This window comes from Paraplanobispora takensis, from assembly GCF_016863195.1.
Classification (GTDB): Bacteria; Actinomycetota; Actinomycetes; order Streptosporangiales; family Streptosporangiaceae; genus Planobispora; species Planobispora takensis.
In genome coordinates, this window is record NZ_BOOK01000001.1 from 297637 (window position 1) to 318583 (window position 20947).

Consider the following 20947-nt stretch of genomic DNA (forward strand, 5'->3'; position numbering starts at 1 on the left):
TCATCGCAAGGACGGGAGGAGGGAGGGGGACGTAAGATCGTTCGTTCACCCGCCGTTCATCGTCGCTCAGGAGGCCGGACGTGTACCGCGACATCGTCGAGTTCGCCCAGGGGGCCCCGGCGTGGCTGCACGCCCTCGCCGAGACGGGCACCGACGCGGGCCTGTTCGTCTTCGCGGCGCTGTTCGCGCTGGCCTGGTGGCGGGCGCGCAAGGGGGCGCCGCGTGCCATGGCCCTGGTCCTGCTCGGCCCCATCGCCGTGGTCGCCGTCTATCTGACCAGCGAGCTCATCAAGATCCTCGTCAGGGAGGAGCGGCCGTGCCGCGGGCTGACGACCACCATCGCGGCCTGCCCGCCGGTGGGGGACTGGTCCTTCCCCAGCAACCACGCGGTGATCGCGGCGGCCGCGGCCGGCACCCTCGTCCTGGCCTGGCGCGCGCTGGCCGTGTTCGTGCTGCCGCTGGCCGCGCTGATGGCCTTCTCCCGGGTGTTCGTGGGCGTCCACTATCCGCACGACGTCATCGCGGGGTTCCTGCTGGGGGTGGTCGCGGCGCCGCTGCTCGTCCTGCTCCTGACGGGGGCGATGACGCCGGTGGTGCGCCGGCTGGGCCTGGTCCGCGCGTCCTGAGAACGGACCGGCCCGATCCGGGGCCGGGCGGCTCAGAACAGCTTCCAGCGCAGGAGGTTGGGGTACGGGAGCTCCAGGCCCGGGGTCTCGGCGATGGCCCGCTCGGCGACCGCGGGGGTGAACTCGATGCGCAGCACGGCTTCGAGGTCGGCCCGGCGTTCGAAGGACATGCGCAGGTCGAGGCGCTGGACGGCCCATCCCTGGCGGGCCCAGAAGGCCTCCACGGACTTGGCCGAGTAGGCGGGAACGGACTGGCTGAACCACCGGCCGAAGGCGCCGCGGGCCGGGTCGATGTCGATGACGAAGGCCGCGCCGCCGTGCCGTACCACCCGGGAGAGCTCGGCCAGCCCCGGCTCGCAGCCGGGCCCGAAGAAGTAGGCCCAGCGGGCCACGGCGACGTCCACCGAGGCGTCGGGCACCGGTACGGCCTGCGCGGTGCCGGTGCGCACCTCGACGTTGGGCAGGGCCCGGCAACGGCGCGCGGCCAGCTCCACGAGGTCGGCGTGCGGCTCGACGCCGATCACCCGCGCGGCCGTCGCGGACATGGCGGGCAGGTGATAGCCGGTGCCGCAGCCGATGTCGAGGACGGTCGCGCCGCTCCAGGGGCGGATGGCGGCCATCGCGGCGTCGGCGCGGCCCTCGGGGTCGACCGCCCGGTTCTCCAGCTCGTAGATGTGAGGGGTGTTCCAGATGTTGGGGCTGGGAATGGCCCCCTTCATGAACCGCGGCATCCCTTCACCGTAGCCAGGGGGAGCGTGTGATCCTGCTCGCACGGGGGTGCCCGGAGGCCATTGCCCCCCGGGCGCGCTTAGTCTGACATTGTGAGGGAGCGAAGCGGGGGAACCGGCAGGCACACAGACGTCCGCGATGGTGAACTCCGACGTGATTGCGAGGAACTCCGATGAGTGTCATCCGGGTGCCCAGTGCGAAGATCGCGCTGTCCACGGCGTCGGTCTACCCGGAACGGACCCCGGACGCCTTCGAGCTGGCGGCGCGCCTGGGATACGACGGCGTGGAGATCATGGTGGGCGCCGACCCGATCAGCCAGGACATCGACGTGATCGAGCGGCTGTCGGACCACTACCAGCTGCCGGTCCTGGCCATCCACGCCCCCTGTCTGCTGGTCACCCAGCGGGTGTGGGGCAAGGACCCCTGGGCCAAGCTGCGGCGCGCGCAGAGCGCCGCCGAGCGGCTCGGGGCCAAGACGGTCGTGGTGCACCCGCCGTTCCGCTGGCAGCGCGACTACGCGCGTGACTTCGAGACCGGCCTGGCCCGGATGCGCGACGAGACCGACGTGATCTTCGCGGTGGAGAACATGTTCCCGCTGAAGGCCAGGGGCAACAACGTCGTGCCGTACTCCCCGGACTGGAACCCGATCGAGTACGACTTCCCGCAGGTCACCCTGGACCTGTCGCACACGGCGGTGTCGGGCTCCGACGCGTGGGAGATGTTCAACAAGCTCGGCGACCGGCTGGCCCACCTGCACCTGGCCGACGGCGTCGGGATCCCCAACCGGGACGAGCACCTGGTCCCCGGGCGGGGCAACCAGCCCTGCGCGCCGATCCTGGAGCGCCTGGCGGGCAACGGCTTCGACGGCCTGGTCGTGCTGGAGATCAACACGCGCAAGGCGGCCAGCCGCACCGAGCGCATCGACGACCTGGCCGAGGCGCTGGCCTTCGCCCGCCTGCACCTCGCGGCCTCGGCCAACGCGTGACCACGACGGGCAGGCGGCGTCCTGGGCGCCGGCCGGGGTCGGCGGACACCCGGGGCGAGATCCTCGCTGCGGCCCGGAAGATCTTCGCGGAGAAGGGGTACGACAAGGCCACCATCCGGGGCATCGCCCGGGAGGCGGGGGTGGATCCGGCGCTGGTGCACCACTACTTCACCAGCAAGGAGGGCACCTTCGTCGCGGCGATGGAGCTGCCGGTCAACCCGGAGGAGGTCGTCCGGCTGCTGCTGAGCGGGCCGCGCGAGGAGATGGGCGAGCGCCTGGTCCGCTTCATCCTGACGATCGTCTCGGACGCGCAGGCCCGCCAGCCCGTGCTGGCGCTCATGCGCACCGCGATGACCAACGAGCAGGTCGTCGGAATGATCCGGGAGTTCATGATCCAGGCGCTGCTGCTGCGGGTGGCCGAGTCGCTGAAGATCCCGCCCATCCGGATGGAGGCGGCGTTCGCCCAGATGTTCGGCGTGGTCCTGGTGAGGTATGTCATACAGCTCGAACCGCTGGCCTCGGCCGACGCCGAGGAACTGATCGAGTTGCTCGCGCCCACGATCCAGCGCTACATCGACGGGTCCTGAGCTGCGCGTTCCCGGCCGCCGCCCGGCTCGGGGGGAGATCGCGGGAGAATCCAAGGGGAAATCGTACGGCGGGCGCGCGGCGGTTCTACGTGTCTAGAGCATTGTTCCGGAGTATGAATTGACCATAAGGTGACCACGGTTACCACGGGTCCCCTCCCGGATATAAGTTACCGACCGGTAGGATCCGGGGCGACCCTTTGTCACCGTGGATGACCGGCGGTCGTACGCTGGCAGCCAACGCCGTCTGTGGGAGGACCCGTGCTCTGGGTAGCCATCATCGGGCTCGTCATGACAGTGGCCGCGGTCGCGCTCACCGCGCGCCGCGTCCTGTTCCTGTACAAGCTCGCCACCATCGGCCCGCCCGCCCCCGAGCGGATCGAGTACGCCAAGAACAACGTGGGCGCCGAGGTCAAGGCCCAGCTGGTCGAGGTCTTCGGGCAGAGGAAACTGCTGAAGTGGACGCCCTCCGGCGTCGCGCATTTCTTCGTCATGTGGGCGTTCTTCATCCTGCTGACCGTCTACATCGAGGCGTACGGCGCGATCATCCAGGGTGCCGTCACGGGTGAGGCGGACTTCCACATCCCGCTCATCGGCACCTGGCCGGTCCTCGGCTTCCTGCAGGACTTCATCGCCGTCGCCTGTCTCCTGGGCCTGATCGCCTTCGCGGTCATCCGGATCAAGAACTCCCCGAAGAAGCTGGGCCGCGGCTCCCGGTTCTCGGGCTCGCACCTGGGCGGCGCCTGGCTCGTCCTGTTCATGATCTTCAACATCATCTGGACGCTGTTCCTGGCCCGCGGCGCCGCCGTCAACACCGGCAACTTCCCCTACGAGTCCGGGGCGTTCGCCTCCGAGGCGGTCGCGAGCATCCTGCCGGCCAGCGAGCTGCTGGAGGAGATCGCCCTCCTGCTGCACATCGGCTTCATGCTGGTGTTCCTGGTCATCGTGGTGAACTCCAAGCACCTGCACATCTTCACCGCGCCGCTGAACGTGCTCTTCTCCCGCCGCCCCGACGGCCTGGGCCCGGCGCCGGAGATGCGCGTCGACGGCAAGCCGGTCGACTTCGAGGACGAGGACCTCGACCCCGAGCGGCTCGGGCGCGGCAAGATCGCGGACACCACCTGGAAGGGCTTCCTCGACTTCTACACCTGCACCGAGTGCGGCCGCTGCCAGTCGCAGTGCCCGGCGTGGAACACCGACAAGCCGCTCTCGCCGAAGATGCTCATCCTCGACCAGCGCGACCACGCCTTCGCGGTGGCGCCGTACCTCATGGCGACCGAGGAGCAGCGCGCGCACGCCGGCCAGGACGTGCTGGCCCTGCTGGAGAAGCCGCTGGTCGGCGAGGACGGCGTCATCCACCCCGACGTGCTGTGGTCCTGCACCAACTGCGGCGCCTGCGTCGAGCAGTGCCCGGTGGACATCGAGCACATCGACCACATCCTCGACATGCGCCGCTACCAGGTGATGGTGGAGTCCAACTTCCCCACCGAGGCCGGCGTCATGGTCAAGAACCTGGAGAACAAGGGCAACCCGTGGGGGATGTCCGAAATGAAGCGGGCCGACTGGATCGAGGAGCTCGACTTCGAGGTCCAGCTCATCGACGAGAAGATGCCCGAGGACACCGAGTACCTCTTCTGGGTCGGCTGCGCCGGCGCCCTCGAAGACCGGGCCAAGAAGACCACCAAGGCCGTCGCCGAGCTGCTGCACATCGCGGGCGTGAAGTTCGCGGTGCTCGGCCCGATGGAGGCCTGCACCGGTGACCCGGCCCGCCGCCTGGGCATGGAGTTCCTGTTCAACATGCTGGCCCAGCAGAACATCGAGACGCTGAACGAGGCCGGGGTCAAGAAGATCGTCGCGACCTGCCCGCACTGCTTCAACACCCTCGCCAACGAGTACCCGCAGCTCGGCGGGACCTACGAGGTCGTCCACCACACCCAGCTGCTGGCAAAGCTGGTCGACGAGGGCAAGCTGGTCCCGGTCGCCCCGATCGAGGAGAAGATCACCTACCACGACCCGTGCTTCCTGGGCCGTCACAACAAGGTCTACTCCCAGCCCCGCGACATCATGTCCAAGGTGCCGGGCGTGCAGACCCAGGAGATGCACCGCCACAAGGACCGCGGCTTCTGCTGCGGCGCCGGCGGCGCGCGGATGTGGATGGAGGAGCGGATCGGCAAGCGCATCAACACCGAGCGCGTGGACGAGGCGCTGACCACCGACCCCGACACCATCTCCACCGCCTGCCCGTTCTGCCTGGTCATGCTGGGCGACTCGATCAACGAGAAGAAGAACTCGGGCGAGGCCAAGGAGACGCTGGAGGTCGTGGACGTCTCCCAGCTGCTGATCAAGTCCGTCAAGGGCGAGCCCGCCCCCACCTCCTGATCCGATCCGCCGGGTACGGCCCGCCGTTCTGCGGGCCGTACCTGACTTCAGTCAAGTCTTATCGAAAAGGACACCAGGTCCGAAACTCTTCCTTCTGATTACGGAAAAATCACGGTAACCTCAACGTCGCATAGCTCATTCGACGGGGAGGGGCTGGCGGTGCGTGTCGTCGTCACGGATGCCGAAGTCACTTTGGCCGACGTTCTGTCACTCCGTCTGGCGGTCGACGACCCCGTCACCGAGGGCACCGAACTGGTGCTGCGCCACCGGGCCACCTCCGAGGAGCGCACCGTGACACTGGGCGCCTGCGGCGCCGAGGCGCGCGGTGCGACGCTCGCGGTCTCCCTCGTCCCGCTCGATCTCGGCCCCGGCCGCTGGGACGTCTACCTCGAACAGGACGGCTCGCGGGTACGGCTGCGCAGCGTCGACCCCGGATTCTCCCTCGACCGCCTGGACGCCTACGCGCTGAGCCGCCGCACCCGGGCCCACCGGGCCTACCGCACGCGCAACGGCTTCCTGGCGCTGAAGGTCGACGAGGTGGAGCCGGCGGCGGAGGTCCGCGCGGTCTGGTTCAGGGAGGGCCGCTTCGAGGTGACGGGGCTGCTGGCCTTCACCGGCCTCGACGACGACGAGTCCCGGCACGAGGCCCGCCTGGCGCTGCGCCGCAACGGCACGGCGGAGCTGAGCGCGGTCGCGACGGTCCAGGGGGTGCGCTTCCACGCCGCGCTCTCGCTGTGCGACATGGTCGAGGCCGGGCCCGAGCAGCCGGGCGTCTGGGAGCCCACCCTGGAGGTGGACGGCCTGACCACGCCGCTGCGCCTGGCCTCGCGGCTGGACGACGTGGACGGCAAACGCCGGCGGGTCCACTATCCGGCCGCCCGCGTCGACGGCGTCCCGATCAGGCCCTGCTACACCGCCGACGACGAGCTCATGATCGAGGTGGGCGGGTGAGGATCTGCCTGCTCGTCCCCTCGGCGTACGGAATGCGCGGAGATGTCCGCTCCGTCGTCAACCTCGCGGGCGAGCTGGCACGGCGTCACGAGGTCGAGATCCTCAGCGTCCGCCGCCACAAGGAGAGGCCGTTCTTCCCGGTGGCCTCGAACGTGCGGATGTCCTGGGTGGTCGACGCCCGGCCCGGTGTGCGCCACCTGCTGCCCGCCGGGCAGATACGCACCGACGTCGCGCTGTGGCGGCGGCTGCGGGCGGTGCGGGCCGACGCGCTGATCACCACCAGGCCCGGCCTGAGCGTGCAGGCCGCCAGGCACGCCTCGCGCGGCATGGTGCGCATCGCCCGGGAGTGGGGGCGCCCGCCGGTGCCCGGGCCGATCAAGAAGTTCTACCCGCGCCTGGACGCGGTCGCCGTCGCCACCGAGACCGGCCGCCAGGAGTGGGAGCGCCTGCTGGGCGAGGGCCCGGCGGTCCGGCTGATCCCTGACGCGCTGCCGCCGGGTCCCTGGCCGCGCTCGCGCATGGACAACCGCATCGTCGCCGCCGGGGGGCGCTGGGTGCCGGTGAAGGCCTACGACCGGCTGATCCGCGCGTTCGCCGTCATCGCCGACAAACGCCCGGACTGGCGGCTGCGGCTGTACGGCGCGGGCCCGGAGGACAAGCGGCTGCGCGCCCTGGTGGCCGATCTGAACCTGCACAACCACGTCTACTTCATGGGCACGACCCCGGATCTGACCGGCGAGTTCGCCAAGGCCTCGATCGTGGCGGTGACGTCGCGGTCCGAGGTGCTCGGGATGACCGTGATCGAGGCGATGGCCAGCGGGGTGCCGGTGGTCGGCTTCGACAGCTCGCGGGGGCCGGGCGAGTTCGTCGTGGACGGCCGCAGCGGGGTGCTCGTGCCCGAGGGCGGCGAGGAGATCGAGGCCTACGCCTCGGCGCTGCTCTCGCTCATCGACGACGAGCACAGGCGGCGGCAACTGGCGGCCGGGGCGCTGGACGCCGCGGGGGTCCACGACGTGTCCTCGGTGGCCGAACGGTGGGAGAAACTGATCGCCACCGCCTCCCGCTGCGTCTGAGCACGGGTACCTTTGGGTCATGCATGGGTACAGCGGCGACAAGCAGGCCTATCTCACCAGGCTCAGGCGGATCGAGGGGCAGATCAGAGGCCTGCAGCGGATGGTCGAGGAGGACGCCTACTGCATCGACGTGCTGACGCAGGTGTCCGCGGCCACCAGGGCCCTGCAGGCGGTGGCCCTCGGCCTGCTGGAGGACCACATCGGCCACTGCGTCGCCGACGCGATCAACACGGGCGGGCCGGAGGCGGAGGAGAAGGTCAAGGAGGCCTCGGCGGCGATCGCCCGCCTCGTTCGTTCGTGACTAGTCACCGGACGGCCTTTTCGAACCACGTCCCGGACCCCTGGAAGGGAGTCCGGGACTAGGTCGTTCAGACGGTTTCCCTCAACCGCTTCAGCACGTCGCCGAAGCGCTCAATCCGAGCGCGTTGTCGAGCTCCGCCAAGGTGAGAGGCCGTTCGCTGCCAGCGACGGCGGTAAGTACCTCGGCATAGAGCGCGATCTCGTCCAACGCGTCACGGTCGTGGATCCGCAGATCCAGATCGTCGTGCCCCACCGCGTCGTCCTTCCTTCCGCAGCCCACACCCACTTCGAGGTTACGGCGGGAGGGTCTTTGGTGCACATGGCCCATCGGGACCATTCGGTGCGTCCCCACCGCGCACCCCCAAGGGTCATTTCCCCGAATACGAGATCACGATTCAGCTAATTATCCGCCGGAGAAGGGATTAGAACGATATAGGAGGAGTAAGGATGAAATAACTGGATTTGTGGTTTAGTTCCGCTTCTTCCTGTCAGAAGTGACGCGGGTAGGTCCCCGAGACGCCCGGGACGGGATCGTCCCGCTCGTGGATCAGCCAGTGCACCAGAGCGCAGGCCGTGGCGAACCCCCGCTCCGGCACCGCCGTCCCGCTCAGGCGGCACCAGGCGAGCCCGGTGGCGTAGGCGGCGCCCAGCAGCGCGGCCGCCGCGGCCCGGCCGGGCGGGCGCAGGGCCGAGGGCAGCGCGGCCGGGGAGGCCTCGGCGGTACGCGGCCAGCAGCCCCGCAGCGGGTGCGTCGGGTCGATGAGCACGACGTGCAGGATGTGGCGCAGCTCGGGGTCCAGCCACGGATAGAGCCGGTCGGCCGCCCGGGGCGCGTGGGCCGCGACGTCGGCGGCGAGCAGGGAGGCCGCCACCGCCCGGGGGTCGGCGCCCTTCGGCGCGAGGAACGACAGCGCCTCGACGAGGTCGTAGAGGGTGTGCTGGAAGTGGTCGCCGGGCGAGGTCTCGGCCAGCGTCACGTGGGGCGCGCAGCGTGCCAGCCACAGGTGCCGCACCGCGTCGTCGCCGTGATGGGCGGCCACGACGTCCTCACCGGTCCGATGGAGGATCGGCGCGACCATCGCCGACAGCGCCTCGGCCCTGGGCCGGAACCGGGGGTCGCCTCTGAGCGCGGCGGCGGTGTCGGCCATCAGCGCGGCCAGCCGCAGCCCCGCCTCGGGATGGCCCGCCCTGACGCGCTCGCCGTACAGGGCCACCAGGTCCTCCAGCGCGACCGGGGCGAGCCAGCGGACCCACTCGTCGCCGGGCAGCGGGCGGCCGAGGAACTCCCCGAACATCGACAGCAGCACCTCGTTGCCGTCGAAGGCCGGGGCGTAGGCGCACCACATGAGCGTGCCCCAGATCGCGGCGACCGGGCTGGCGACCTCTCCGGCGAACAGCTCGGTGAACGGCCCGTGCAGCGGGAAGTCCTCCCTGCGCCTGCCGCGCTGGGCGACGACCAGCGCCCGCACCCGCTCGGTCGTCTCGTACGGCACGTCCGGGCCGACGAAGCCCTGGACCGACCCCCGGTCCGCGGCGAAGTCGGGGCCGGCGGGGACCAGGTGAGGCACGATCGCGGAGGTGACCTGGACCACGTGGGCCGCGCCGCGCACCCCCGGATCCGCGGGGGGAGCGGAGAGGTGCCAGCGGCCGTCGGCGGCGTCCTGCCGGTACCACCGCCCGTAGGCGCCGAACAGCCACCGCCCGCCGTCGGGGGTGGCCAGCACGCGCAGGGCGACGGCCTGGGCGCGGGCGTGCGGCGGCAGGGACGGCCACCGATGGTCGGTGACCATGGCGCGCACATCCCGCTCGATGGCGTCGAAGCCGTCCCACTGCCGCACGGCGGTCATGTTACTCAGGGTCCGTCCGGCGGGCAGGCGTCACTCCGGCCGGATCCGTGACGCGGGGGACGGTGCGGCTCAGGACCGGGTCAGGGGTACGGCGGCGCGGTGGCGTGCGGCCTTGGCCGTGTAGTTGGCCGGCGTCCTGGCGAAGGAGTCGCGGTCGTCGTCGGTCAGCTCCCTGACGATCTTCCCGGGGACGCCAGCCACGAGGACGCCGGCCGGGATCTGCTTGCCCGGGCCGACCAGCGCGCCCGCGGCGACCAGGGATCCGGCGCCGATCCGGGCCCCGCCGAGCACGATCGCGCCGATGCCGATCAGCGCCCCGGTCTCCACGTACGCCCCGTGCACCATGGCCTTGTGGCCGAGGCTGACCCGCGGCTCCAGCACGGCGGGCTGGCCCGGGTCGGCGTGCAGGCAGCACAGGTCCTGGACGTTGCACTCCTCGGCGACCTCGATGGCCTCGTCGTCGCCGCGCAGGACCGAGCCGTACCAGACGCTGGCCGCGCGGCCGAGCCGTACCCGGCCCACGATCACCGCACCGGGCGCTACGTATGCTTCTGGATGGATTTGAGGGGATGCGTCGTCGAGAGAGGCGACGTAGGGCGCGGTGGTCATGCGCCCGATGGTACGGGTAGCGGGGTCGGCGGTTATTCGCGCGAGTGGGTCGCGCGTTCCGGTTGAGGGCTAGGGTGGGTGGCAGCAAAGTCGTCTGCCGACGTCTCCTTTCCCACCCCACGACTTCCACGGGTGACGCTATGACAAACCAGCACGAGAGCTTTCCTGAGCTGATGCATGAGGACTCGTTCGAGGTCGTCATGCGTGGCTACAGTCGCCGCCAAGTCCACGACTACATGATCCGGACGCGCAACCAGATCCGCGATCTGGAGGAGCGGCTCGCGCGGGCGATCGACCAGGCGGAGCAGGGCAGGCTGGAACTCGCCGAGGCCCGGCGCAGGCTCTCCGAGGCGCCTCAGGACTATGACGAGCTCGGGCAGCGGCTCAGTCAGATCCTCAAGCTCGCCGAGGAGGAGGCGACCGCCAAGCGCGAGGTCGCCGACACCGAGGCGCGCAGGCTCCGCGACGAGGCGGCGCTGGAGACCGAGAGGCTGGTCGGCTCCGCCCGCGAGCGGGCGGAGGGCATTCTGAGCGCCGCCCAGCAGGAGGCCGAGCGCCGGGTCGGCGAGGCGACCGCCACCGCCGAGCAGATGCTCGCCCAGGCGGGCAACGACGCCGAGGAGACGCTCAACGCCGCCCGCAGCGAGGCCGAGGAGACCCTGCGCAGCGCCCGCGCGGACGCCGAGCGGATGATCACCTCCGCCCGGCAGGAGGCCGAGCGGACGATCGAGGGCGCCCGCGCCGAGGCCGAGGCCACGCTGGCCGCCGCCAGGAACGAGGCCGAGTCGACCGTCTCGTCGGCCAACGCCGAGGCGCACGCCACGCTGACCGCCGCCCAGCAGCGCGTCTCGGTGCTGGACGAGGGCACCGGACGGCGCGTCGCCTACCTCACCGACACCCACCGCGAGGTCATGCGCCGTCTCAACGAGATGAGCACGGTCCTGGGCGACCTGATCCACCGGGAGAACTCCGCCGGGTCCCTGATCGACGAGAAGGCGGTCCTGCCGCCCCCGGCCTCCGCCCCCGCCATCGCCGCCGCCCCGCAGCCCGGCCCCGACGTGGAGGCCGTCCGGGTGATAGTCGAGGACGACGAGACCGAGAGTGTCGAGGACGTCGAGAACGCCGACGCCGGAGGCACCGGGGACGCCGGGGACGTCGCGGAGGAGGACGACGCGACGACCGTCACGCGGCCCGCCCTCGGCCGGCACACGGTGGCCTCCGACGACAACACCGAGGTGAACCTCGGACCGGCCCGCGAGGCCGGCGAGGAGCTCACCGCACGCAAGTGACCCGCGGCCGTCCGCGCACCGGCACGTGATCGGCGGCCGGTCCGCGGTCGGCCGATGGCCGGCGGGACTGGTCAGCCGATGACCGGCGGGTGCCGGGAAGCCGGCGGAAGCCTCCGCCCCCGATTGGGTCGGAGGCTTCCGCGACTGGAGGCCCGGCGCCTGGGCCGCGCTCGACCCGCTGGCCCAGGCGCCGGGCGGTTCTTCAGGAGATCACTCCGTCGAAGCGTTCTCCCTGGTCCCGGAGCTGCTCGCGCAGTCCATCGGGGTCGTCCGCGTCGATGGTCATCGCGCAGCCGGCCTCACGCTGGGCAGGACTCAGCGGGTGGTGGCGGGTGGCCCACCACCGCCCCGCGTCGCTCCGCCAGATCGTCCAGTCGGGAAACTCCCGGGCTATGTCCGCCAGATGCCGGTCGAAAGACATCCATGCACCTTCCCCGCGCCCAGGATCGCCGCTGTGACGTTCCATCTCCGACGGTGAGGCACCTCTCTAGAGAAATCAATGATCGCAAGGGTCAGGTCAACCTATCGGTTGACGGATGACCTTGATCTATGCGTCGAAATCGTATTGGAGTACATATGACGCGGCGTCAAGGATCATCTCGTTGACCTCCACGGGCACCCCGGCCGCGCTGTAGGCGGTCCTCATGATCACAATGACCGGGGTGCCGGCCGGGAGGTCGAGCAGGTCGGTCTCGAGCGGGTGGGGCATGCGGGCGCGCAGTTCCTCGGTGAACCTGACCGGGCCGTGGCCGAGGTCGCCCAGGCGCGCGTAGACGCCGCCGGGGCCGGTGTCCTCGCGCAGGATCGGGGTGCCCTCGACCAGCGCCGCGGGGAAATGGGAGGCCGACAGCTGCACCGGCCGCCCGTCCACCGAGTACCGGCGCCGCCGCACCCAGACCTCGGCGGTGCCCAGCACGCGGGCGATGTCGTTCTCGGCGGGCTCCCTGTCGATGTGAACCTCGTCCACGGTGTACGACCGGCCCCTGGTGTCGGCGTCCCAGATGGCCTGTCCCTGTCCCCAGTGCCCGTGCGAAAGGCGGCGTGAGCCGTGCCGTCGCAGGGGGCGGAACTGCCGCACGTAGACCCCCGAACCGCGCTTGGGTACGGCCAGCCCTTCGTTGATGAGTACCGAGAGTGCCTGTCTGGCGGTCGCACGGGCCACGCCGTACTGCGCCATGAGGGCGTTCTCGCCCGGGAGCCGATCCCCGTCACGGAGCTCGCCGGACAGGATCGCTTCGCGGAGCCCGTCGGCGATGCGCCGGTAGATCGGGGTCTCGGGAGGTACCGGGGATTGCTGCACGTTTGATCACCCTCTGTCACCAACCGGGTTTGGCGTCTCCAGAGAACTTGCCCCGCCTTGTCCACGATCGCACAGATAACAGAGGTTGGTCCCGTGCTTCTTTTGAGCGGATCGTGCCCTTGTGGTGATCTCCGGGAGTTTTCTCAGACCGTTACCGTGGAACGATCCGAGCCGCTATTGGGAGGCCCACCACCGGCGCGTGACGACCGCCGCGAACACGGCCCCCGCGGTGTTGAGGATGACGTCGTCGACCGAGCTGACCCTGCCGAGGTCGAGGCCGTACTGCAGGAGCTCGACGGCGAGGGAGGCCGCCGCCGCCACGCCCGCGACCGCGGTGAGCGAGGCGAAGCGCGGTGAGCGGACCGGGAGCATCGCCCCGAGTGCCGCGAAGACCAGGAGATTGCCTCCGACCTGCACGAACGCCGCTCCCGGCGGCATCAGGACGACCTGCCGGACCAGATCGGCCAGCGGGACGAGGTTCACTCCGGGCGCGTTCGCGGGGGTGAGGATCATCCAGATCCAGGGGGCGGTCCCGGTCACGATGGCCACGTCGGCGACGGCGGTGCGGCGGGGGGAGGGGTGACCGCCGCGGGCCCGGTGGCGGGCGAGGAGGAAGGCGGCCGACAGGGCCGGTGGGACGGCCAGCAGCGCCGCGACGACGACCGGTCCCCATGTCTGCCACGCCTGCTGCACAGCCCCATGATGCCTCCCGGGATGACCGGATCGGGCGGTGCGCCGGTCGTACGGAGGTACGGGAAGGTGACCTTCAGGAAAGGTCCCGCGAGGGCGGGGAAGACCACCGGAACGCGGCCCGGACCGCCCCGGCGCCGGAGGGGGAGCGTTCCACCGGCGCGCGAGGCCGTCCCGCCCGTGGCTCTGCGTGATCACGCTCCGGCCCGCGGTTCCCCGCCGTCGTGTGCGGGTTCCCCGCGATCACCCCGGGGGGACATCGGCCGTACGTCACCCCGGGGTTGTTGCCCACCCGGTGCCCGCGGATCTATACCCGTATATAGCAGTCCGGAATGTCCTGCCCGAGGAGGCGCCGTGCCCGACCCGGTGACCCACTTCATCGGCGGGGCGCCGGTCGCGCTCGGCCCGACGTTCGCCGCGTGCGACCCGGTGACCGGCCGTGAGGTCCGCAGGGTCCACGAGGCGGACAGGTCCGTCGTCGACCGCGCCGTCGCCGCCGCCCGTGCGGCCCTGCCCGGCTGGGCGGCGCTGCCGGTGGCCGAGCGGGCCGCCTGGACGCGCCGGCTCGGCGACGCGATCGAGGAGCGGTTCGAGGACCTGGTCGCCGCCGAGATCGCCGACACCGGCAAGTCGATCACGCAGACCCGAACGCTGGACATCCCGCGCGGCGCGGCCAACTTCCGGGCCTTCGCCGAGATCGCGGCGCAGCGCCCGGAGAGCGCCTTCCACCTCAAGGACGCGCTGAGCTACACCGTCCGCCGGCCGCTCGGCGTGGTCGCGGTCATCGTGCCGTGGAACCTGCCCTTCCTGCTGGCGACCTGGAAGCTCGGCCCCTGCCTGGTGGCGGGCAACACCGTGGTGGCAAAGCCGTCGGAGCACACGCCGGGCTCACTGGCCGTGCTGGCGGAGATCGCCGCCTCGATCGGGCTCCCGCCGGGCGTCCTCAACGTCGTCAACGGCTTCGGCACCGGCTCGACCGGTCAGTTCCTGGTCGAGCATCCGGGGGTGGACGCCGTCACCTTCACCGGCGAGAGCCGTACCGGATCTGCGATCATGAAGGCCGTGGCGGACCGGGTCAAGCCGGTCTCCTTCGAGCTGGGCGGCAAGAACGCCGGGCTGGTCTTCGCCGACGCGGACCTGGAGGCCGCGGTGGAAGGGAGCGTCAGGTCGGTGTTCACCAACGGCGGGCAGGTCTGCCTGTGCACCGAGCGGCTCTACGTGGAGCGGCCGGTGTTCGGGGAGTTCGTCGAGCGGCTGGCCGAGGGCGCGCGCGGGCTGGCGTTCGGCCGCCCGCGGGACGAGAGCACCGTGATGATGCCGATGATCTCGGCGGAGCACCGGGACAAGGTCCTGACGTACTACGCCCTCGCCAAGGACGAGGGCGCGACGATCCACACGGGCGGCGGGACGCCGCGCTTCGGCGACGAGCGCGACGGCGGCTACTACGTCGAACCGACCGTGCTCACCGGCCTGCCGAACGACAGCCGGGTGAACCGGGAGGAGATCTTCGGCCCCGTCTGCCACGTGGCGCCGTTCGACTCCGAGACCGAGGCCGTCGGGCTGGCCAACGACAGCGAGTACGGCCTGGCCGCGACGGTGTGGACCTCCTCGCTGAACCGCGCCCACCGGGTCGCCCGGTCGCTGGAGGCCGGGCTGGTCTGGGTGAACACCTGGTACCTGCGGGACCTGCGCACGCCGTTCGGCGGGGTGCGGCTGTCGGGCATCGGCCGCGAGGGCGGCACCCACTCGCTGGACTTCTACTCGGAGCCGACCACGATAACGATCAAGCTGGAGGCCGGACATGGATGAGTGGAGTGAAGCCGTCGACGTCATCGGCGAGGCGGCCGACCGGCTGTGGGAGGCGGCGCGCAGCGGCAAGCCGTGCCCGCCGGTGCGCGGGATGCTCCCGGACCTGACCGCGGAGACCGGCTACGCCGTGCAGGAGGTCAACACGCGCCGGGCGCTGGCCGAGGGGCGGCGCCTCGTCGGCCGGAAGATCGGCCTGACCTCGCAGGCGGTCCAGCGGCAGCTCGGCGTGGACCGGCCCGACTTCGGCATGCTCTTCGCGGACATGGCCCACCTCGACGGGCTGCCCATCCCGGCCGGGATCTTCCTGCAGCCCAGGGCCGAGGCGGAGGTCGCGCTGGTGCTCAAGGAGGGACTGGAGGGCGGCCCGTTCACGGTGGCCGACGTCATCCGGGCGACGGACTTCGTGCTGCCCGCCATCGAGATCGCCGACAGCCGGATCGAGGGCTGGGACATCACGATCGTGGACACCATCGCGGACAACGCCGCCGGCGGCGCGTTCGTCCTGGGCGACACGCCCATGTCCCTGACCGGCCTCGACCTCGGGCTGGCCGGGATGACCATGAAGCGGCGCGGCCAGGAGGTCTCCACCGGCGCGGGCGCCTCCTGCATGGGCAACCCCCTGAACGCCGTCGTCTGGCTGGCGAACGCGCTGGCCGCCACGGACTTCCCGCTGACGGCCGGGGACATCGTGCTCACCGGGGCGCTCGGCCCGATCGTGGAGGTCGAGCCCGGTGACGTCTTCGAGGCCTGCATCGACGGCGTCGGCTCGGTGCGGGCGGTGTTCGAGTGAGCCGGGCGGCCTCATGACCGACGGGATCGTCGTACGGGGCAAGGCCGTACCGCGGGGGAGGTTCCCGCACGTCAAGCGGGCGGGGGATTTCATCTACGTGTCCGGGACCAGCTCCCGCCGGCCGGACGACTCGATCGACGGCGCCGTGATCGACGCCTCCGGCACCGTCACACTCGACATCGCCGCCCAGACCCGGGCCGTGATCGAGAACATCGGCGACCTCCTCAAGGCCGCCGGCGCCGATCTGAGCGACCTCGTCCAGATCACCTCCTATCTCGTGAACATGAACGACTTCGGCGGCTACAACCGCGTCTACGGCGAGTACTTCGACGAGGCCGGTCCCGCCAGGACCACCGTGGCCGTGCACCAGCTCCCCCACCCGCACCTGCTCATCGAGATGCAGGCCGTCGCCTACCGGCCCCCGCGAGAGGAACACCCATGATCCCCCCCATCGACCTCACCGCCTGGATCGATGAGCACGCCCACCTGCTCAAGCCGCCGGTGGCCAACAAGGTCCTGTTCGAGGAGGCGGACGACTTCATCGTGATGGTGGTGGGCGGGCCGAACGCGCGCACCGACTTCCACATCGACCCCTACGAGGAGCTCTTCTACCAGATCCGGGGGAACATGCACGTCGACGTCATGACCCCGGACGGGCCGAGCACCGTGCACATCCGCGAGGGCCAGATGTGGCTGCTGCCGGCGAACACGCCGCACTCGCCGCAACGCCCGGAGGCGGGCTCGATCGGCCTGGTGGTCGAGCGGATCCGGCCGGAGGGCGTGCTGGAGAAGTTCCTGTGGTACTGCCGGCGATGCGACACCATGGTCCACGAGGTGGAGCTCCAGGTGCGCGACATCGTGGCCGACCTGCCGCCGGTGTTCCAGGCGTTCTACGAGGACGAGAAGGCCCGCACCTGCGGCAACTGCGGCGCGCTCCACCCCGGTAAGGGATAGGGCGTGATCGTCGACGTCCACACCCATCACGTCCCGCGAGGCTGGCCGGACCTGGGCTGGGCGGACGCGCCCCGGCTCCGGGTGGACTCCGAGCGGGAGGCCGTGATCCTCCTCGGCGACCGGGAGTTCCGGCGGATCCGGGACGACTGCTGGAACCCCGCCCGGCGCCTGGAGGCGATGGACGCCGACGAGGTGGACGTGCAGGTCGTCTCGCCGACCCCGGTGTTCTTCTCCTACGAGCGCCCGGCGGCGCAGGCCGTGCGGGTCGCGAAGATCTTCAACGACCTGGCCCTGGAGATCTGCGCGGACGAGCGGCTGGTGCCGTTCTGCCAGGTGCCGCTCCAGGACCCCGACCTGGCCTGCGCCGAGCTGGACCGGTGCCTGGCCGCCGGGCACGCGGGCGTCGAGATCGGCAACCACGTCGGCGACCGCGACCTCGACGACGCGGGCGTCGTGCAGTTCCTCCAGCACTGCGCCGCCGTGGGAGCGCCCGTCTTCGTGCATCCGTGGGACATGCCGGGCGGCCCCCGGCTGGAGCGCTGGATGGCGCAGTGGCTGGTCGGCATGCCCGCCGAGACCCACCTGTCGGTGCTGGCGATGATCCTGGGCGGGGTCTTCGACCGGGTGCCGGAGTCGCTGCGGATCTGCTTCGCGCACGGCGGCGGCTCGTTCGCCTTCTGGCTCGGCCGCTTCGAGAACGCCTGGCACCGCCGCGGCGACCTGGTCGGCGTCTCGGAGCTGCCGCCGTCCCGCTATGTGGAGCGCTTCAGCGTCGACTCGGTGGTCTTCGACGAGCGGGCGCTGCGGCTGCTGGTGGACACGATGGGCGAGGACCGGGTCATGCTCGGCTCCGACTTCCCCTACCCGCTCGGCGAGTCGCCCGTGGGGTCGCTGGTGCGGGGGGCGGGGTTCCTGTCCGGTACGGCGCGCGCCAAGCTGCTCGGCGGCAACGCCGTACGGTTCCTCGGCCGGTGACCGCGGTCCCGGCCGGTGACCACGCCGGTGACCGCGTCCCCGGTGCGGCCCTTGATGCGGCCCTCAGCACGGCCCCCCGGTGCGCCGGTCTCGGGCGATGACCGATGATGGAGGGGTTGGTAAGGACCCATCCCGGAGAAGGCTCGTGACCATCACCCGTGCGGACTGCGTCGCACTCGACGCCGACGACCCCCTCAGGCACCTCAGGGACGAGTTCGTCCTCCCCGAGGGGACGATCTATCTCGTCGGCAACTCGCTCGGCGCCCCGCCGAAGGCCGCCTCGGCCGCGCTCACGCGGGTCGTGCAGGAGGAGTGGGCGGGCCGGCTGGTCGGCGGCTGGAACGCCGCCGGGTGGTTCGACCTGCCGGAGACCACCGGTGACCGGATCGCCCCGCTGATCGGCGCGGGCCCCGGTCAGGTCGTGGTGGGCGACACCACCTCGATCGCGGTCGTCAAGGCCGTCTCGGCGGCCCTGCGGCTCCGCCCGGGGCGTCGCGTGATCGTCTCCGACCTGGAGAACTTCCCGACCGACCGCTACATGGTCCAGGGCCTGGTCAAGGGGCTGGGCGACTACGAGATCCGCGACGTGCGCGGCTCCGAGGGCCTGGCCGGGGCCCTGGACGACGACGTCGCGTGCGTGCTGCTGTCCGAGGTCGACTACCGCACCGGCGACCGCCACGACACCGCCGAGGTGACCGCGCGGGTGCAGGCGGCCGGCGCGCTGATGATCTGGGACCTGTGCCACAGCGCGGGCGCCTTCCAGGTGGACGTGACCCCGGCGGACTTCGCGGTCGGCTGCACCTACAAGTACCTCAACGGCGGCCCCGGCGCCCCGGCGTTCGTCTACGTCCACCCCCGCCACCAGAACGCGACCGAGCACCTGCTGTCCGGCTGGCACGGCCACGCGGCCCCGTTCGCCTTCGAGCCCGACTACCGCCCGGCCGAGGGCATCCGGCGTTTCACGGTGAGCACCCCGCACGTGCTGTCCTTCGCCGCGCTCAACGCCTCGCTGGACGTCTGGGAGCGGGTGGACCTCGCTCAGCTGCGGGCCAAGAGCACGGCGCTGACCTCGCTGTTCATCGACCTGGTCGAGGAGCTCTGCGCGCCGTACGGCCTCACGCTCGTCACCTCCCGCGACCCCGAGCGGCGCGGCAGCCAGGTCAGCTTCGCCCACCCCGACGGCTATCCGGTCATGCGCGCCCTGATCGACCGGGGCGTGCACGGGGACTTCCGCGCCCCGGACGTCCTGCGCTTCGGCTTCGCCCCGCTCTACATCCGCTTCACGGACGCCTACGACGCGGCCGTCACGCTGGCGGAGGTGCTGGAGAAGGAGCACTGGCGCGAGGAGAGGTACCGGCAGCGCCTCACCGTCACCTGAGAGCGGCTGCGGGCGCTCTCAGGGATTTGAGACCGGGGTCCCCGGCTCAGGCCGTCTGGGCGGCCTGAGCCCGGGTGGCCGTCATGATGCGCCAGCCGAAGGCGACGCACCCGGTCAGGAGCACCACCCCGGAGAGCACTCCGCTGACGAACGGCACCCAGTCCAGGGCGCCGGTGGACACCATGACGAGGCCGGCGACGCCGAGCAGGGACAGGATCGTGCCGGGTACGGCGATGGCCCAGTCCTTCCACACGGGCGCCAGCGCGATGAAGTGCACGCCGACCACCAGGGCGATCCAGGCGACGTTGGTCTGCACGGGACGTTCCCAGGCGGCCAGCACCTGGAGCCCGCCGTAGAGCAGGATCACCTCGGCGACGAGGATGACCAGGTAGCCGCGGCCGTACATGCCCGGCTTGCCGGGCCGGGCGGTCCCGGCGGGCTGAGCGGTCCCGGTGGTCCCGGTGGTCTCGGCGGGCTTGCCGGCGGACCGTTCGCTCCGGACGGCGAGGAACCACATGGTGAGGACGCTCACGGCCGCCAGGCAGGCGGTCACCCGCAGGAGGCCGGCGGTCAGGGTGTTCAGTGGGCTCTGCGCGTTGACGACGACGAAGACCGCGCCGAAGACCGCGCCGACCAGTAATCCAGTCATGCGTTGCATGCTGTCCATTGAAGTCCGTAATCGATCACGCCCGCATGGAGGCTGGGGCGAGGACGTGGTGGAGCTATCCCTACCCTCTGCCGCCACCGCACCGAGCCGCCACCGCACCGAGCCGCTACTGCACCGAGCCGCGCAGATAGGCCAGCACCGCGAGCACCCGCCGGTTGTCGTCCTCGGTGGTGGGGAGCCCGAGTTTGGCGAACACGCCGGCGACGTGTTTGCCGACGGCCGCCTCCGTGATGGACAGGGCACGGGCGACGGCGCTGTTGGAGCGTCCCTCGGCGATCAGGGCGAGGACCTCGTGCTCGCGAGGGGTCAGCCGGTAGGCCGGTTCGGTGGCCTCCCGGCTCCCGGCCCAGGTCAGCTCGAACAGGTCGACGAAGGCGGCGATCAGACTCTGCTGCCTGATGAGGAGGGCGCCCGGTGCGTGGTCGACGGGGGTCATCCGGAGGAACGCCACCGAGCGGTCGAAGACGAGCAGCTGCTGGATCGGCTCGTCGGTGACCCGGCACAGGGCGCCGGCGGCGTGCATCTCCCTGAGCCGGCCCGCCTTGACCGGGTCGTCCAGCATGCTCGCGTGGGTGATCAGCCTCACCCGCATGCCGCGTCGCAGGGCGTCGAGGAGGTCGGGCATGTTCTTGCTCCCCCGGCGGCCCACCTCCGGCGTGCCCGTCGGGTACATGGCGCGCAGCTCGTCGGAGGTGCCGAGGGCGTGGGCGACCTGTCGCAGGATGAGCTCGCCGTCCGTCAGCCGCTCGACGTCGACGGGGACGCCGCGCAGCTCGCTCACCACCTCCTCCAGCCGGTGGGTGAGCCGGGCCAGTGACACGTTCTCGTCCACACGCCTCCTTCGCCGACGGTGCCGTCTTCGTACCCGATGCGGGTGCCCCCGGCGGATTCCGGCCGGTGTGGTCCACGCCGGGGAACATTCATCATTGATCTTCCCAGGCCGGGTGAATCTCGGGGTATTCGGATGAATAGGATGAACGCGCCCACAAGGCATTTGTTTCACCACGCGTTC

General features: G+C 71.1%; 23 protein-coding genes. 14 read left to right on the forward strand and 9 right to left on the reverse strand.

All coding sequences use genetic code 11. The annotated features are described in order from the left end of the window. Positions 1 to 80: 80 nt before the first annotated feature. Entirely contained in the window at positions 81 to 626 is a 546-nt protein-coding gene (locus Pta02_RS01470) for a phosphatase PAP2 family protein (protein ID WP_203872766.1), read from the forward strand. A gap of 32 nt (positions 627 to 658) precedes the next feature. Here Pta02_RS01470 and Pta02_RS01475 read toward each other — a convergent pair whose 3' ends face one another. Continuing rightward, positions 659 to 1357: a class I SAM-dependent methyltransferase gene (locus Pta02_RS01475; RefSeq protein ID WP_203872767.1), complete on the reverse strand. Its 699-nt coding sequence runs from the start codon at positions 1355 to 1357 to the stop codon at positions 659 to 661. 170 nt (positions 1358 to 1527) lie between these two features. Between Pta02_RS01475 and Pta02_RS01480 the strand changes: the two genes are divergently transcribed. From Pta02_RS01480 to Pta02_RS01505, 6 genes are all read left to right on the forward strand, one after another. Then, on the forward strand, positions 1528 to 2340 hold the full coding sequence (locus Pta02_RS01480) for a sugar phosphate isomerase/epimerase family protein (protein ID WP_203872768.1): 813 nt from the start codon (positions 1528 to 1530) through the stop codon (positions 2338 to 2340). After that, on the forward strand, positions 2337 to 2927 hold the full coding sequence (locus Pta02_RS01485) for a TetR/AcrR family transcriptional regulator (protein ID WP_203872769.1): 591 nt from the start codon (positions 2337 to 2339) through the stop codon (positions 2925 to 2927). The genes Pta02_RS01480 and Pta02_RS01485 overlap by 4 nt, the downstream gene beginning before the upstream one ends. Before the next feature lie 258 nt (positions 2928 to 3185). Then, positions 3186 to 5303 (forward strand): (Fe-S)-binding protein, encoded by a 2118-nt coding sequence (locus Pta02_RS01490; RefSeq protein ID WP_203872770.1) that lies wholly within the window; start codon positions 3186 to 3188, stop codon positions 5301 to 5303. A gap of 192 nt (positions 5304 to 5495) precedes the next feature. Next, on the forward strand, positions 5496 to 6254 hold the full coding sequence (locus Pta02_RS01495) for a hypothetical protein (protein ID WP_239129234.1): 759 nt from the start codon (positions 5496 to 5498) through the stop codon (positions 6252 to 6254). Continuing rightward, complete coding sequence (locus tag Pta02_RS01500; RefSeq protein ID WP_203872772.1) at positions 6251 to 7327, forward strand: glycosyltransferase; 1077 nt, start codon at positions 6251 to 6253, stop codon at positions 7325 to 7327. Before Pta02_RS01495 ends, Pta02_RS01500 begins: the two co-directional genes overlap by 4 nt. A 19-nt stretch (positions 7328 to 7346) precedes the next feature. Next, a complete protein-coding gene (locus Pta02_RS01505; RefSeq protein ID WP_089210077.1) occupies positions 7347 to 7628 on the forward strand; it encodes a metal-sensitive transcriptional regulator in 282 nt (93 codons plus the stop codon). Positions 7629 to 7718: 90 nt separating this feature from the next. Here the strand turns inward: Pta02_RS01505 and Pta02_RS01510 are convergent, their stop codons facing one another. From Pta02_RS01510 to Pta02_RS01520, 3 genes are all read right to left on the reverse strand, one after another. Next, positions 7719 to 7880, reverse strand: a complete 162-nt coding sequence (locus Pta02_RS01510; RefSeq protein ID WP_203872773.1) for a hypothetical protein — start codon at positions 7878 to 7880, stop codon at positions 7719 to 7721. Positions 7881 to 8115: 235 nt separating this feature from the next. Next, complete coding sequence (locus Pta02_RS01515; protein ID WP_203872774.1) at positions 8116 to 9474, reverse strand: hypothetical protein; 1359 nt, start codon at positions 9472 to 9474, stop codon at positions 8116 to 8118. A 69-nt stretch (positions 9475 to 9543) separates the two neighbouring features. Then, entirely contained in the window at positions 9544 to 10083 is a 540-nt protein-coding gene (locus tag Pta02_RS01520; RefSeq protein WP_203872775.1) for a gamma carbonic anhydrase family protein, read from the reverse strand. Between the two features lie 173 nt (positions 10084 to 10256). Here Pta02_RS01520 and Pta02_RS01525 point away from each other — a divergent pair, with 173 nt between their 5' ends. Continuing rightward, positions 10257 to 11372, forward strand: a complete 1116-nt coding sequence (locus tag Pta02_RS01525) for a DivIVA domain-containing protein (protein ID WP_239129241.1) — start codon at positions 10257 to 10259, stop codon at positions 11370 to 11372. 202 nt (positions 11373 to 11574) lie between these two features. Here the strand turns inward: Pta02_RS01525 and Pta02_RS01530 are convergent, their stop codons facing one another. The 3 genes from Pta02_RS01530 to Pta02_RS01540 form a co-directional block, all read right to left on the reverse strand. Then, on the reverse strand, positions 11575 to 11793 hold the full coding sequence (locus Pta02_RS01530) for a hypothetical protein (protein ID WP_203872777.1): 219 nt from the start codon (positions 11791 to 11793) through the stop codon (positions 11575 to 11577). A 126-nt stretch (positions 11794 to 11919) separates the two neighbouring features. After that, positions 11920 to 12672 (reverse strand): GntR family transcriptional regulator, encoded by a 753-nt coding sequence (locus Pta02_RS01535; RefSeq protein ID WP_203872778.1) that lies wholly within the window; start codon positions 12670 to 12672, stop codon positions 11920 to 11922. A gap of 174 nt (positions 12673 to 12846) precedes the next feature. Then, positions 12847 to 13365, reverse strand: a complete 519-nt coding sequence (locus tag Pta02_RS01540) for a VanZ family protein (RefSeq protein ID WP_203872779.1) — start codon at positions 13363 to 13365, stop codon at positions 12847 to 12849. Positions 13366 to 13716: 351 nt separating this feature from the next. Here Pta02_RS01540 and Pta02_RS01545 point away from each other — a divergent pair, with 351 nt between their 5' ends. From Pta02_RS01545 to kynU, 6 genes are all read left to right on the forward strand, one after another. Next, positions 13717 to 15171 carry a 2-hydroxymuconic semialdehyde dehydrogenase gene (locus tag Pta02_RS01545; protein WP_203872780.1) on the forward strand — a complete coding sequence of 485 codons (1455 nt, stop codon included), beginning with the start codon at positions 13717 to 13719 and terminating at the stop codon, positions 15169 to 15171. Continuing rightward, positions 15164 to 15961, forward strand: a complete 798-nt coding sequence (locus tag Pta02_RS01550; RefSeq protein ID WP_203872781.1) for a 2-keto-4-pentenoate hydratase — start codon at positions 15164 to 15166, stop codon at positions 15959 to 15961. Before Pta02_RS01545 ends, Pta02_RS01550 begins: the two co-directional genes overlap by 8 nt. A 13-nt stretch (positions 15962 to 15974) precedes the next feature. Continuing rightward, positions 15975 to 16403 carry a RidA family protein gene (locus Pta02_RS01555; RefSeq protein ID WP_203872782.1) on the forward strand — a complete coding sequence of 143 codons (429 nt, stop codon included), beginning with the start codon at positions 15975 to 15977 and terminating at the stop codon, positions 16401 to 16403. Continuing rightward, positions 16400 to 16915, forward strand: coding sequence for a 3-hydroxyanthranilate 3,4-dioxygenase (locus tag Pta02_RS01560; protein WP_203872783.1), 516 nt, complete (start codon positions 16400 to 16402; stop codon positions 16913 to 16915). Before Pta02_RS01555 ends, Pta02_RS01560 begins: the two co-directional genes overlap by 4 nt. 3 nt (positions 16916 to 16918) lie before the next feature. Next, positions 16919 to 17890, forward strand: coding sequence for an amidohydrolase family protein (locus Pta02_RS01565; RefSeq protein ID WP_203872784.1), 972 nt, complete (start codon positions 16919 to 16921; stop codon positions 17888 to 17890). 97 nt (positions 17891 to 17987) lie between these two features. Then, positions 17988 to 19268: a kynureninase gene (gene kynU / locus Pta02_RS01570; protein ID WP_203872785.1), complete on the forward strand. Its 1281-nt coding sequence runs from the start codon at positions 17988 to 17990 to the stop codon at positions 19266 to 19268. Positions 19269 to 19314: 46 nt separating this feature from the next. Here kynU and Pta02_RS01575 read toward each other — a convergent pair whose 3' ends face one another. Then, positions 19315 to 19917, reverse strand: coding sequence for a hypothetical protein (locus Pta02_RS01575; protein WP_203872786.1), 603 nt, complete (start codon positions 19915 to 19917; stop codon positions 19315 to 19317). Positions 19918 to 20041: 124 nt separating this feature from the next. Next, positions 20042 to 20767: a helix-turn-helix transcriptional regulator gene (locus Pta02_RS01580; protein ID WP_239129245.1), complete on the reverse strand. Its 726-nt coding sequence runs from the start codon at positions 20765 to 20767 to the stop codon at positions 20042 to 20044. Positions 20768 to 20947: the final 180 nt, after the last annotated feature.